Here is a 12,771-nt window from a genome sequence, read left to right as displayed (position 1 = left end):
GGTTGTATTGCCGGGATAGAGAAATTGCGATTATCGGACGATGGTTCGATAATCGCTCGAAGCTCCGCGATACTTCTTCCACCTCGGAACACGCACAGGACCATAACAATGAGCGAAGAATCGCCTCTGCCACTGTCGACCCTGGCACCGCCTATCGTGGCTTCACCGGCTAAACGCATCGAAGCGTTGACCGGCGACCCGAACTTCATGACTTCGCTGGCTCGTGGCCTGGCGGTGATTCACGCGTTTCAGGAGCGCAAGCGCCACCTGACCATCGCTCAGATCAGCCATCGCACCGAGATCCCCCGCGCCGCTGTGCGCCGTTGCCTGCATACGCTGATGAAACTGGGCTATGCCACCACAGACGGGCGCACTTACTCATTGCTGCCCAAGGTGTTGACCCTCGGCCATGCTTACCTGTCCTCGACGCCACTGGCTGTCACTGCCCAGCCGATTCTCGACCGTCTCAGTGAGCAACTGCACGAGGCCTGCTCCATGGCCACCCTGGAAGGCGATGAGATTCTCTACATCGCCCGTTCGGCGACGCCGCAACGCTTGATCTCGGTGGACCTCAGCGTCGGTAGCCGACTGCCAGCCTACTGCACTTCCATGGGCCGCATTCTGCTTGCCGGTCTCGATGATTTAGCTCTGGATGACTACCTGGAGCACGCCGATCTGCAGGTAAAGACCAGTCGCACCATCCACACGGTTGAAGGCCTACGCGCCAATATCGCCGAGATCCGCCAGCAGGGCTGGGTGATCATCGATCAGGAGCTGGAGATCGGCCTGCGCTCGGTCGCCGTGCCGCTTAAGGATTCTGCCGGCCAGGTGCTGGCGGCCCTCAATGTCGGCACCCATGTCAGCCGTGTGTCGCGTCAGGAGCTGGAGTCGCGCTATCTGCCGGTGCTGCTCGAAGCCAGCCGGGAGCTGAGCACCCGGCTGTTCCATTAGCCTCGGGGCTGCAAGCAGTGTGCGTTAATCGCACACTTGGCTGAAGGTTGAATTGAGTCGCTGGCCTCGTCGCGCGTAGTGTCGGGCCGTTTGCTGCAGGTGTTGCCTGGCATCTCGCCGCTACCGTTTATCCAGCCGATGCTGGCAAAGACGCGGACTCCCATAGAATCAGTCATAGCCTGATAAAGAACTGCGGCCAAAACAGCACGCAGTGACATAACAACAAATTGAGTGCCTTGTTCATGAACAGTTGCCTGCTCAGCGATGCGAGTTGCGTGTTCGACCGTGCCGACCCTTACGCGGTGTCCAACTATGTCAATGAACATGTCGGCAGCCACGATATTCGTTTACCGACAGTAGGGCACCCAGAGGCATCGCTCAACCATCGCAAGTTCGCCAGCCTGGATCTGTGCCGTATCAGCTATGGCGGTAGTGTGCGGGTCACCTCTCCGGCGCTGGAAACCATCTATCACCTGCAGGTACTGCTGCGTGGCCATTGCCTGTGGCGCGGACATGGTGAGGAGCACCATTTCAGTCCAGGTGAGCTGCTGCTGATCAATCCAGATGATCCAGTCGACCTGACCTATTCGGATGACTGCGAGAAATTCATCGTCAAACTGCCGTCGAGCTTGATCTACAAGACCTGTCGCGACAGCCAGTGGCAGCGCCCGGCCGACGGCATCCGCTTCGCGGCGCGGCATAACCTGCAGCAGTTGGAGGGTTTTACCAGCCTGTTACAGCTGGTGTGTAGCGAGGCCGAGAGTCCGCAGACCGTGCAGCAGGTGCAGGAACAGTACACCCGGATCATCGCTACGAAGCTATTGACGCTGCTGGATAACAACGTCAGCCGAATGGTCCCGGAGCGGGGCGCTGCCAGTTTCGAACGTATCCTGCAGTTCATCGAGGACAACCTGAAACAGGACATCAGCGTTGAACAGCTGGCCCAGTTGGCCCACAGCAGCCCGCGTTCGCTCTATGCACTGTTTGAGCGGCACACTGGCACCACGCCGAAGAGTTTTATTCGACAGAAGAAGCTGGAGCAAATCCACTCCAGCTTGAGCGATCCGGCTTCACGGGTGCGCAATATCACCGAAGTGGCGCTGGATTACGGCTTTCTTCACCTGGGGCGCTTCTCTGAGAACTATAAGAGCGCTTTTGGCGAATTACCCTCCGAAACCTTACGTCGCCGCGAAATGTGAGCATCGTCCTCGCTACGCTCTGATCCGTGTAACGCTCTAGCCGGCCTGTTCTGGGTTGGCTGAATATCTGCTGTTTGCGCCCCCAGCGTATTCCTTGATCGCCTTAATCCTTGCGACCGTTGGGCTTATTGCAGAAAACGGATAAAGGTTCTGCGCAAAGCGGATATTGTCGGACAGTCCTACGCCATAGCCTTCATACCGTTGACACAATAACAACGGAGCCATGGCGATGAACCTGGGACTCGACTACCTGAACGGCCTGCTGCAAGAAGACCAAGAGAAAGGCATTTTCCGCTGCAAGCGCGAGATGTTTACCGATCCTCGCTTGTTCGACTTGGAGATGGAACACATCTTCGAAGGCAACTGGCTGTACCTGGCGCACGAAAGCCAAATCCCCGAGAACAACGACTACTACACCACCTCCATGGGGCGTCAGCCGATCTTTATCGCGCGCAACAAGGAAGGAGTGCTGAATGCTTTTATCAACGCCTGCAGCCATCGCGGCGCCATGCTCTGCCGCTTTAAGAGCGGCAACAAGGCCACCTACACCTGCCCGTTCCATGGCTGGACCTTCAACAATTCGGGCAAGCTGCTCAAGGTCAAAGACCCCAAGGAAGCCGGCTACCCAAAAAGCTTCGATTGCGACGGCTCCCACGACCTGAAGAAGGTTGCGCGCTTCGAGTCCTACCGCGGCTTCCTGTTCGGCAGCCTGCGCGAAGACGTTGCACCGCTGGAGGATTTCCTCGGTGAGTCGAAGAAGATTATCGACATGATCGTCGACCAGTCTGCCGATGGCCTGGAAGTGCTGCGCGGTTCCAGCACCTACGTCTACGAAGGCAACTGGAAGCTGCAGGCGGAGAACGGTGCCGATGGTTACCACGTCACTGCCGTGCACTGGAACTACGCTGCCACCCAACAGCAACGCAAGCTGAAAGACGCAGGTGACGATATTCGCGCCATGAGCGCGGGCGGTTGGGGCAAGAAGGGTGGTGGTTTCTACTCCTTCGACAACGGCCACCTGCTGCTTTGGACCCGCTGGGACAATCCCGAGGACCGACCGCTGTTCGCCGAGCGCGAGCGCCTGGCTGCCGAGTTTGGCGAAGCCCGCGCTGACTGGATGATCGGCAACTCGCGCAACCTCTGCTTGTATCCGAACCTGTACCTGATGGATCAGTTCGGCTCGCAGCTGCGCATCGCTCGGCCGCTGTCGGTGGATAAGACCGAAGTGACCATCTACTGCATCGCGCCGAAAGGTGAATGTGTCGAGGCGCGTACTCGGCGTATTCGTCAGTATGAAGATTTCTTCAACGTTTCTGGCATGGCCACTCCCGATGACCTGGAAGAGTTCCGTGCCTGTCAGCAGGGCTTCGCCGGCCGGGCTATGGAATGGAACGACATGTCCCGTGGGGCCAAACACTGGGTCGACGGCGCCGATGAAGCGGCCAAGGAAATCGACCTGCACCCACTGATGAGCGGCGTGCGCACCGAGGATGAAGGCCTGTTCGTGCTGCAACACCATTACTGGCAGCAGCAGATGATCAAGGCGCTGCAGGAACAGCAGGACCAGTTGATTCATGTGGAGGGCGCGTAAATGAGCCTTTCCTATGACGCCGTGCGTGATTTCCTTTACCGCGAAGCGCGCTATCTGGACGACAAGCAGTGGGACGAGTGGCTGGAGTTGTATGCCAGTGACGCGACCTTCTGGATGCCCGCCTGGGACGACCGCGACCAGTTGGTGGAAAACCCGCAGACGGAAATTTCGCTGATCTGGTACGGCAATCGCAGCGGCCTGGAAGATCGCGTCTTCCGCATTCGCACCGAGCGTTCCAGTGCCACCATTCCGGACACGCGCACCTCGCACAACATCAGCAATATCGAGATCGTCGAACAGGCTGAAGGCCTCACCAAGGTGCGCTTTAACTGGCACACCCTGAGCTTCCGCTACAAGGTCGTCGACCACTTCTACGGCACCAGTTTCTACAGCCTCGACACCAGTGGGCCGAACCCGCTGATCAAGGCCAAGAAGGTGGTGCTGAAGAACGATTACGTACGCCAGGTCATCGACGTTTACCACATCTAAATCCGCTGCAGGGCTGCCGGCGTGAGGCGTTGCCTCCCGCTACGGGCCCCTGCATGCCGCAATCCGCCCGAACAGCTACAGCGAGGTGTGCCATGAGCCACAAGATCGCACTGAATTTTGAAGACGGGGTCACCCGTTTTATCGATGCCAAACTCGGCGAAACCGTGGCCGATGCCGCCTACCGCCAGGGCATCAACATTCCCCTGGATTGCCGCGACGGTGCTTGTGGGGCTTGCAAGTGCTTCGCCGAAGCCGGCCAGTACGACCTAGGCGAGGATTATATCGACGACGCCCTCAGCGAAGCCGAAGCCGAGCAGGGCTATGTGCTGACCTGCCAGATGCGCGCCGAGAGCGATTGCGTGGTACGCGTGCCGGCCTCAAGCGAAGTGTGCAAGACCCAGCAGGCCAGCTTCGAGGCGGCGATCAGCGCAGTACGCCAGCTCTCTGACAGCACCATCGCCTTGTCAATCAAGGGCGAGGCGTTGAGCAAGCTGGCGTTTCTGCCGGGCCAGTACGTCAACCTCAAGGTGCCCGGTAGCGAGCAGAGCCGTGCCTATTCATTCAGCAGTTTGCCGAAGGATGGCGAAGTCAGTTTTCTGATCCGTAACGTGCCGGGCGGCCTGATGAGCAGCTTCCTCACTGGCCTGGCCAAGGCTGGCGACAGCATGACACTGGCCGGTCCCCTGGGCAGCTTCTATCTGCGCGAGATCAAGCGGCCGTTGCTACTGCTGGCCGGCGGCACGGGCCTCGCGCCCTTCACCGCGATGCTGGAGAAGATCGCCGAGCAGGGCAGCGAGCACCCGCTGCACCTGATCTACGGGGTGACTAACGACTTCGACCTGGTGGAAATGGACAAGTTGGAGGCCCTGGCTGCGCGCATCCCTAACTTCACCTACGGCGCCTGCGTGGCCAACCCGGACAGCCAGTACCCGCACAAGGGCTACGTCACCCAACACATCGCGCTTCAGCACCTCAACGATGGCGATGTGGATGTCTACCTCTGCGGCCCGCCGCCGATGGTCGAAGCGGTCAGCCAGTACATCCGTGAACAGGGCATCCAGCCGGCCAATTTCTATTACGAGAAGTTCGCCGCTTCTGCCTGAGGCGGACGCACCATTGAGTGAGGTTGGAAAGATGAATAAGCGTTTCCAAGACAAGGTCGCCGTAGTCACTGGCGCTGCTCAAGGCATCGGTCGGCGCGTCGCAGAGCGGCTGCTGGCGGAAGGTGCACTCGTGGTGGCGGTGGACCGCTCCGAGCTGGTCTTTGAGCTGGCTGAGCAGCTGGGCGCCAAGGCGTTGTGTCTGACCGCCGATCTGGAACAGGCCAGTGACTGCCAGGGCGTGATGCAGGCCGCAGTCGCGCGTTTCGGCCGGCTGGATATTTTGATCAACAACGTCGGCGGCACCATCTGGGCCAAGCCCTTCGAGCATTACGAGCAGTCGCAAATCGAGGCAGAAGTGCGCCGCTCGCTGTTCCCGACCCTGTGGTGCTGCCACGCCGCGTTGCCACACATGCTGGAGCAGGGCAGCGGCGCCATCGTCAACGTCTCTTCAATCGCCACGCGCGGGGTTAACCGCGTGCCCTACGGCGCGGCCAAGGGCGGTGTTAACGCGCTGACCGCCTGCCTGGCGTTCGAGACTGCCGAGCGCGGTATCCGCGTTAATGCTACCGCTCCCGGCGGCACCGAGGCGCCGCCACGGCGCATACCACGCAATAGCGCCGCGCCGAGCGAGCAAGAGCAGGGTTGGTACCAGCAGATCGTCGACCAGACCTTGGCCAGCAGCCCGATGAAACGCTACGGCACGATCGATGAGCAGGTCGGCGCCATCCTTTTTCTGGCCTCCGATGAGGCCTCCTATATCACCGGCGTCACCCTGCCGGTGGGTGGTGGTGATCTGGGCTAGCGCCCAACAGACAACCGTTCGCCGCTTCAACGAGCTTTTCACAACAAAAACAACAGAGAGAACCGATGCCATGCGACAGATAGACGTACACCAAGTCATCGACAACGCACGCTTTAGCCGCTTCCACTGGATGGTCATGGCGCTCTGCGCGCTGCTCCTGATTTTTGACGGTTACGACCTATTTATTTATGGCGTAGTGCTGCCGTCGATCATGCAGGAGTGGGGCCTGACCCCGTTGCAGGCTGGTGCCCTGGGCAGCTACGCGCTGTTCGGCATGATGTTCGGCGCGCTGGCATTCGGCACCCTGGCCGACAGGATCGGGCGCAAGAAGGGCATCGCCATCTGCTTCGCCTTGTTCTCCGTAGCCACCATCATCAACGGCTTCGCCAGCAACCCCACTGAGTTCGGCATTTGCCGTTTTATCGCCGGTCTCGGTTGCGGCGGCCTGATGCCCAATGCTGTGGCGCTGATGAATGAATACGCACCGAAGAAACTGCGCAGCACCCTGGTAGCGATCATGTTCAGCGGCTACTCGGTGGGCGGCATGCTCGCCGCCGGGGTGGGCATCTACATGCTGCCGCGCTTTGGCTGGGAGTCGATGTTCTTCGCCGCTGCCATTCCACTCTTGCTGCTGCCGCTGATTCTTTGGCTGCTGCCGGAGTCGGTCGGTTTCCTGGTGCGCCAGGGGCGTCATGAGCAGGCCCGCGCGGTGCTGCAAAAGATCCAGCCTGACTTACAGATCGACGCGGCCGACCAGCTGCATATGAGCGATACCAAGGGCAAAGGCGTGGCCGTTTTCGAGTTGTTCCGCGATGGCCGTGCGCTGCGCACCTTGTGTTTGTGGCTGGCGTTCTTCTGCTGCCTGCTGATGGTTTATGCGCTGAGTTCCTGGCTGCCCAAACTGATGGCTAACGCGGGCTACAGCCTGGGCTCCAGCTTGTCATTCCTCCTCGCTCTAAATTTTGGCGGCATGGCCGGTGCCATTCTCGGCGGCTGGCTGGGCGACCGTTTCAACCTGAGCAAGGTGATGGTCGGCTTCTTCGTCGCAGCGGCCGTATCGATCAGCCTGCTCGGCTTCAAGAGCCCAACGCCGCTGCTGTACGGCCTGATTTTCATCGCCGGCGCCACCACCATCGGCACGCAGATCCTGCTGTATGCCGGTACCGCGCAGTTCTACGGCCTGTCGATCCGCTCCACCGGCCTCGGTTGGGCCTCGGGCATCGGACGCAACGGCGCCATCGTCGGCCCGCTGCTGGGCGGCGCGCTAATGGGCATCAACCTGCCGCTGCAACTGAACTTTCTTGCCTTCGCCGTACCCGGTGCCATCGCCGCCATTGCCATGACCGTATTTGCCATCAGCGCCAAGCGCCAGCAGAGCCCAGGTGCTGCGCTGGTTGGCGCCAAGGCCTGAGCCTTAATCGTCTAACTGGAAGAGTGAAATGAGCCAAGTCCTGATCGAAAGCGTGTCGACGGTGATCGTCGACCTGCCGACCATCCGCCCGCATAAGCTGGCGATGCACACTATGCAAAACCAGACCTTGGTGGTGATTCGCCTGCGCTGCAGCGATGACATCGAAGGCATCGGCGAGTCGACCACCATCGGTGGCCTGGCTTATGGCAACGAGAGCCCTGAGAGCATCAAGCAGAACATCGATAGCCACCTCGGCCCACTGCTGGTCGGTCAGGACGCGACCAATATCAATGCCGCCATGCTGCGCCTGGAGAAGGGGGCCAAGGGCAACACCTTCGCCAAGTCCGGCCTGGAAAGCGCGTTGCTCGATGCTCAGGGCAAACGCCTCGGCCTGCCCGTCAGCGAGCTGCTCGGCGGTCGTGTACGCGACAGCCTGGAGGTGGCCTGGACCCTGGCCAGCGGTGATACCGCGCGCGACATCGCCGAAGCTGAAGACATGCTGGGCATCCGCCGTCACCGCATCTTCAAGCTGAAGATTGGTGCGGGCGAGGTCAGTCAGGATCTCAAGCACGTCATCGCCATCAAGCGCGCCCTGGGCGACAGCGCCAGTGTGCGCGTCGACGTCAACCAGGGCTGGGACGAGTCCCAGGCCATCCGCGCCTGCCAGGTGCTGGGCGACAACGGCATTGACCTGATCGAGCAGCCCATTGCGCGGATCAACCGGGCAGGGCAGGTGCGTCTCAATCAGCGCTGCCCAGCACCGATCATGGCTGACGAATCCATCGAGAGCGTCGGGGATGCCTTTAGCCTGGCTGCCGACGGAGCCGCCAGCGTATTCGCCCTGAAAATCGCCAAGAACGGCGGCCCACGCGCCGTGTTGCGTACCGCGGCAATTGCCGAGGCGGCGGGTATCGCTCTGTACGGCGGGACCATGCTCGAAGGCGCCATTGGCACTCTGGCTTCGGCCCATGCCTTCGTCACCCTGCGCCAGCTGACCTGGGGCACCGAGTTGTTCGGCCCGCTGCTGCTGACCGAAGAAATCGTCAGCGAGGCGCCTGTCTACCGCGACTTTGCCCTGCAGGTGCCGCACACCCCCGGCCTCGGCCTGACCCTGGACGAAGAGCGCCTGGCGTTCTTCGCCCGCAAGTGACCTGAGAGGAAACCGCCATGCTGTTCCACGTAAAGATGACCGTAAAACTGCCGGCCGACATGGACCCGGCCAAGGCCACGCAGCTCAAGGCCGACGAGAAGGAACTGGCCCAAAGCCTGATGCGCGCCGGCAAGTGGCGCCACCTGTGGCGCATTGCTGGGCACTACGCCAACTACAGCGTGTTTGAGGTGGAAAGCGTCGAGGCCCTGCACGACACCCTGCTGCAGCTGCCGCTTTTCCCCTACATGGATATCGAAATTAACGGCGTCTGCCGCCATCCCTCGTCGATTTACAGCGACGACCGCTAAGCCCTGAGAACAACAAGCGAGGAAATCATCATGACTGTTAAAGTTAGCCACACTGCCGAGGTCCAGAATCTGTTCAAGGAGGCCAGCGGCCTCAACAACGAGCAGGGCAGCCCGCGCCTGAAGCAGCTCACCCTGCGCATCATCAGCGACCTTGCGAAGATCATCGAAGACCTTGAAGTCAGCGACGATGAATTCTGGACGGCCGTGGATTACTTCAACCGCCTGGGCGGGCGCAATGAAGCAGGCCTACTGGTAGCTGGCCTGGGCCTGGAGCACTTCCTCGACCTGCTGCAGGATGCCAAGGATGCCCAGATAGGCCTGAGCGGCGGCACTCCGCGCACCATCGAAGGCCCGTTGTACGTGGCGGGTGCGCCTCTGGCCGAGGGCCAGGTGCGGATGGACGACGGCAGTGAAGATGGCGTGGCTACGGTGATGTTCCTCGAAGGCGTAGTGCGCGACACCGACGGCCAGCCCGTATCCGGCGCAGTGGTCGACCTGTGGCATGCCAACACCCTGGGCAACTACTCCTATTTCGACAAGAGCCAGAGCGACTACAACCTGCGCCGCCGCATCGTCACCGATGCCGAAGGTCGCTACCGTGCGCGCAGCATCGTGCCCAGCGGCTATGGCTGCTCGCCGGACGGCCCGACCCAGGAGTGCCTGGATCAGCTCGGCCGCCACGGCCAGCGCCCGGCGCATATCCACTTCTTTATCTCTGCGCCGGGTCATCGCCACCTGACTACCCAAATCAATCTGGCAGGCGAGCAGTACCTGTGGGACGACTTCGCCTACGCCACCCGCGACGGTTTGATCGGCGATATCCAGTTTATCGAGAACGCCGCCGCAGCCCGTGACCGTGGTATCGACGGCAGCCGTTTCGCCACGCTGGAATTCAACTTCGAACTGCAGAAAGCCCCGGCTCCGGTCGCCGAGCAGCGTAGCGCCCGTCCGCGTGCTTTACAGCAGGTCTAAGTACAGCCTGTTTTGCCCCTTTCCCGGTTACGGGAGAGGGGAAACTAACAAGAGCGTTTCCCAAGGAACGCCAGCAAGACCTTGCGAGGGATCATGAAAGCCTTGTGCAAAGACTTCAGCCTGTCTGCCCTGGTGGCAGGCCTTATCGCGACGATCATCTCCTACGCGGGGCCGTTGGTGATCATCTTCCAGGCCGCCGACAGCGCCGGCCTGTCCCATGCGGTGGTGGCCTCCTGGGTGTGGGCCATCTCCATCGGCAGTGCTGTACTCGGCATCGGCCTGAGTCTGCGCTACCGGGTGCCTATTGTTATCGCCTGGTCGGCGCCTGGCTCGGCGTTGCTGGTCTCGCTGCTGCCGCAGGTCAGCCTGAATGAGGCAGTTGGCGCCTATATCGTGGCCAACCTGATCATCCTGCTGGTGGGTTTGTCCGGCACCTTCGACCGCATCATCGGTAAGTTGCCGGGTGCCATTGCCGCGGCCATGCTGGCCGGCATCCTGTTCAGCTTCGGCGCCCAGCTGTTTCTGTCCATCGACGAGCAACCGGTCCTGGTTCTGGCAATGTTCGCCACCTACCTGCTGGTCAGGCGCTTGGCACCGCGCTATGCGGTGATGGCGGTGCTGCTGGTTGGCACCTTGATCGCCATGGCCAGTGGCCAAATGCGCCAGGAGGCGCTGGTGTTTGAAATGGCCATGCCGCTGTGGATCAGCCCGGAGTTCAGCCTGGCGGCAACCCTCAATATCGCCTTGCCGCTGGTGCTTGTGGCGCTCACTGGGCAGTTTGTGCCGGGCATGGCGGTATTGCGCGCCGCCGGCTACCAGACGCCGGCCAGCCCGATCATCAGCACCAGTGCTCTCGGTAGCCTGCTGTTAGCGCCGTTCGCCTGTCACGGCCTGAACTTGGCAGCGATCACTGCGGCTATCTGTACCAGCCGCGAGGCCCATGAGCAGGCGGACAAACGCTATGTCTCGGCGGTGGTCGGCGGCGCAGTCTACCTGCTGTTTGGCCTGTTCGGCGCCACCCTGGTTTCGCTGTTCGCGGCCTTTCCCCAGGCGCTGATTGCCGCCCTGGCGGGGCTCGCGCTCTTTGGCGCGATAGGCAACGCGCTGGCAGGGGCCATGAGCCAGCCGGATGACCGTGAGGCGGCGTTGATCACCTTCCTGGTCAGTGCCTCGGGGATGAGCTTACTTGGCTTGTCCGCCGCTTTTTGGGGCCTGCTGTTCGGCATTGCCGCGCACCTGTTGCTGAGCCGGCGCACTGCCCCGCGCTCCGTTAGTGCGCCCATTAAGTCTGTGGGCTCGGCGGGCGAGGCTGCGCCCTGATCGATTCAACCCCAGTTTGTGCGCGGTGCTGACGACCGCCACCTAACCCCCACCATGCCTTGCAGGTCCGGAACGCCGAGCGCGCCGGGGTGGGTTTGTGCAACCTGAAATAACAATAAGAGCCCGCTATGAACAACAACCGCAGCACTTCCCGCCACCTGTTATCACTGGCCATTGCGGCCGGCATGCCGAGCCTAAGTCAGGCCGCCGAAGAGGGTTTTATCGATGGCAGCAGCGCGACACTGACCGCGCGCAATTACTACTTCAGCCGCGATTTCTCTGACATCGTCGGGCCTAGCCAGCAGTCCAGGGCAGAGGAGTGGGCCCAGGGCTTTATCCTCAATTTCAAGTCTGGCTATACCGAGGGCCCGGTAGGCTTTGGCGTAGATGCCATCGGCCTACTCGGTATCAAACTCGATAGCGGCCGTGGCCGAGTCAATACGGGCTTGCTGCCGGTGCAGGAGGCCGCTGATGATTACAGCCGTTTGGGCGTAACCGGCAAGCTGCGCATTTCCAAGACCGAGCTGAAGGTCGGCGAGCTGCAGCCGAATCTGCCGGTGCTGACGTTTTCCGACATCCGCCTGCTGCCGCCGAGCTACCAGGGCGTGAATCTCTCCTCCAGCGAGATCGCCGGGCTGACTTTACAGGCCGGCCACCTCAACTCCACCAGCCTGCGCAACGAGGCCGGCGACGAGAAGATGATCGCCATGCTCGGCCATCTGCCGCAGCGCGGCGCGGTCAGCGATGCCTTCAACTATGCCGGTGGCGACTACGCCTTCAATGCCGGGCGCAGCACTGCCAGCGCCTGGTACGGCCAGCTGGAGGATATCTACAACCAGCGTTTCCTCGGCCTCAAGCACAGCCAGCCGCTGGGCGCCTGGACGCTCGGTGCCAACCTCGGCTACTACGACGCCCAAGAGGATGGTGACCGCCTGCTCGGCGATATCGACAACCAGGCGTTTTTCTCCCTGCTGTCGGCCAAGCACGGCGGTCACACCTTCTATCTTGGCTACCAGGCCATGTACGGCGACAGCGCTTTTCCACGGGTGTTCGCCAACGTCACGCCGCTGGGTAACGAGGTGCCGACCTACGAGTTTGCCTCGGCCGATGAGCGCTCCTGGCAGGTGCGTTACGACTATGACTTCAGCGCCCTGGGTGTGCCGGGGTTGATCGCCGGTGTGCGCTATATCAAGGGCGACAACGTCGATACCGGCCGCGGCTTCGAGGGCAAGGACTTCGAGCGCGACCTGGATATCGGCTATGTGGTGCAGAGCGGCGGGCTCAAGGGCCTCGGCGTGCGCGTACGCAACGTTACTGCGCGCTCCAACTACCGCAGCGATATCGACGAGAACCGGCTGATCTTCAACTACACCTGGAACCTTCTTTAAGGGTAGGGCGGCCGGGCCTGTGGTCCGGCCATCAATGCACTTACGCCTGATGTGCCTGGCTGATAAACAATCAGAGTTGTTCGATTA

Annotated in this window: 12 protein-coding genes; all 12 read left to right on the top strand. The window is 61.3% G+C overall.

Annotation, left to right across the window (positions count from 1 at the left end; translation table 11 throughout):
- Positions 1 to 108 precede the first annotated feature (108 nt).
- Positions 109 to 951, top strand: coding sequence for an IclR family transcriptional regulator domain-containing protein (locus ACQ4LH_RS03405; RefSeq protein ID WP_430695929.1), 843 nt, complete (start codon positions 109 to 111; stop codon positions 949 to 951).
- 242 nt (positions 952 to 1,193) lie between these two features.
- Positions 1,194 to 2,150 carry an AraC family transcriptional regulator gene (locus ACQ4LH_RS03400; protein ID WP_430695928.1) on the top strand — a complete coding sequence of 319 codons (957 nt, stop codon included), beginning with the start codon at positions 1,194 to 1,196 and terminating at the stop codon, positions 2,148 to 2,150.
- Positions 2,151 to 2,379: 229 nt separating this feature from the next.
- A complete protein-coding gene (benA, locus tag ACQ4LH_RS03395; protein WP_430695927.1) occupies positions 2,380 to 3,741 on the top strand; it encodes a benzoate 1,2-dioxygenase large subunit in 1,362 nt (453 codons plus the stop codon).
- On the top strand, positions 3,742 to 4,230 hold the full coding sequence (gene benB, locus ACQ4LH_RS03390) for a benzoate 1,2-dioxygenase small subunit (RefSeq protein ID WP_430695926.1): 489 nt from the start codon (positions 3,742 to 3,744) through the stop codon (positions 4,228 to 4,230).
- A 92-nt stretch (positions 4,231 to 4,322) separates the two neighbouring features.
- The gene (gene benC / locus ACQ4LH_RS03385) at positions 4,323 to 5,333 is read left to right on the top strand and encodes a benzoate 1,2-dioxygenase electron transfer component BenC (RefSeq protein ID WP_430695925.1); all 1,011 of its coding nucleotides are present in this window, start codon (positions 4,323 to 4,325) and stop codon (positions 5,331 to 5,333) included.
- A 31-nt stretch (positions 5,334 to 5,364) separates the two neighbouring features.
- A complete protein-coding gene (locus ACQ4LH_RS03380) occupies positions 5,365 to 6,135 on the top strand; it encodes a 1,6-dihydroxycyclohexa-2,4-diene-1-carboxylate dehydrogenase (RefSeq protein ID WP_430695924.1) in 771 nt (256 codons plus the stop codon).
- Positions 6,136 to 6,205: 70 nt separating this feature from the next.
- Positions 6,206 to 7,546, top strand: coding sequence for an MFS transporter (locus tag ACQ4LH_RS03375; RefSeq protein WP_430695923.1), 1,341 nt, complete (start codon positions 6,206 to 6,208; stop codon positions 7,544 to 7,546).
- A 28-nt stretch (positions 7,547 to 7,574) separates the two neighbouring features.
- Positions 7,575 to 8,696: a muconate cycloisomerase family protein gene (locus tag ACQ4LH_RS03370; protein WP_430695922.1), complete on the top strand. Its 1,122-nt coding sequence runs from the start codon at positions 7,575 to 7,577 to the stop codon at positions 8,694 to 8,696.
- 17 nt (positions 8,697 to 8,713) lie between these two features.
- Positions 8,714 to 9,004, top strand: coding sequence for a muconolactone Delta-isomerase (catC, locus tag ACQ4LH_RS03365; protein WP_430695921.1), 291 nt, complete (start codon positions 8,714 to 8,716; stop codon positions 9,002 to 9,004).
- 30 nt (positions 9,005 to 9,034) lie between these two features.
- On the top strand, positions 9,035 to 9,976 hold the full coding sequence (gene catA, locus ACQ4LH_RS03360; protein ID WP_430695920.1) for a catechol 1,2-dioxygenase: 942 nt from the start codon (positions 9,035 to 9,037) through the stop codon (positions 9,974 to 9,976).
- A gap of 93 nt (positions 9,977 to 10,069) precedes the next feature.
- Positions 10,070 to 11,296: a benzoate/H(+) symporter BenE family transporter gene (locus tag ACQ4LH_RS03355; protein ID WP_430695919.1), complete on the top strand. Its 1,227-nt coding sequence runs from the start codon at positions 10,070 to 10,072 to the stop codon at positions 11,294 to 11,296.
- A gap of 128 nt (positions 11,297 to 11,424) precedes the next feature.
- Positions 11,425 to 12,684: an OprD family porin gene (locus ACQ4LH_RS03350; protein WP_430695918.1), complete on the top strand. Its 1,260-nt coding sequence runs from the start codon at positions 11,425 to 11,427 to the stop codon at positions 12,682 to 12,684.
- Positions 12,685 to 12,771: the final 87 nt, after the last annotated feature.

Source organism: Pseudomonas peli (assembly GCF_050563605.1).
GTDB lineage: Bacteria > Pseudomonadota > Gammaproteobacteria > Pseudomonadales > Pseudomonadaceae > Aquipseudomonas > Aquipseudomonas peli_A.
This window is presented reverse-complemented; position numbering and strand designations above follow the sequence as displayed.

Coding starts and splice junctions, on each gene's coding strand:
- ACQ4LH_RS03375 (WP_430695923.1), top strand. CDS start 6,206: ATGCGACAGATAGACGTACACCAAGTCATCGACAACGCACGCTTTAGC.
- ACQ4LH_RS03370 (WP_430695922.1), top strand. CDS start 7,575: ATGAGCCAAGTCCTGATCGAAAGCGTGTCGACGGTGATCGTCGACCTG.
- benA (WP_430695927.1), top strand. CDS start 2,380: ATGAACCTGGGACTCGACTACCTGAACGGCCTGCTGCAAGAAGACCAA.
- ACQ4LH_RS03400 (WP_430695928.1), top strand. CDS start 1,194: ATGAACAGTTGCCTGCTCAGCGATGCGAGTTGCGTGTTCGACCGTGCC.
- benC (WP_430695925.1), top strand. CDS start 4,323: ATGAGCCACAAGATCGCACTGAATTTTGAAGACGGGGTCACCCGTTTT.
- benB (WP_430695926.1), top strand. CDS start 3,742: ATGAGCCTTTCCTATGACGCCGTGCGTGATTTCCTTTACCGCGAAGCG.
- ACQ4LH_RS03350 (WP_430695918.1), top strand. CDS start 11,425: ATGAACAACAACCGCAGCACTTCCCGCCACCTGTTATCACTGGCCATT.
- catA (WP_430695920.1), top strand. CDS start 9,035: ATGACTGTTAAAGTTAGCCACACTGCCGAGGTCCAGAATCTGTTCAAG.
- catC (WP_430695921.1), top strand. CDS start 8,714: ATGCTGTTCCACGTAAAGATGACCGTAAAACTGCCGGCCGACATGGAC.
- ACQ4LH_RS03380 (WP_430695924.1), top strand. CDS start 5,365: ATGAATAAGCGTTTCCAAGACAAGGTCGCCGTAGTCACTGGCGCTGCT.
- ACQ4LH_RS03355 (WP_430695919.1), top strand. CDS start 10,070: ATGAAAGCCTTGTGCAAAGACTTCAGCCTGTCTGCCCTGGTGGCAGGC.
- ACQ4LH_RS03405 (WP_430695929.1), top strand. CDS start 109: ATGAGCGAAGAATCGCCTCTGCCACTGTCGACCCTGGCACCGCCTATC.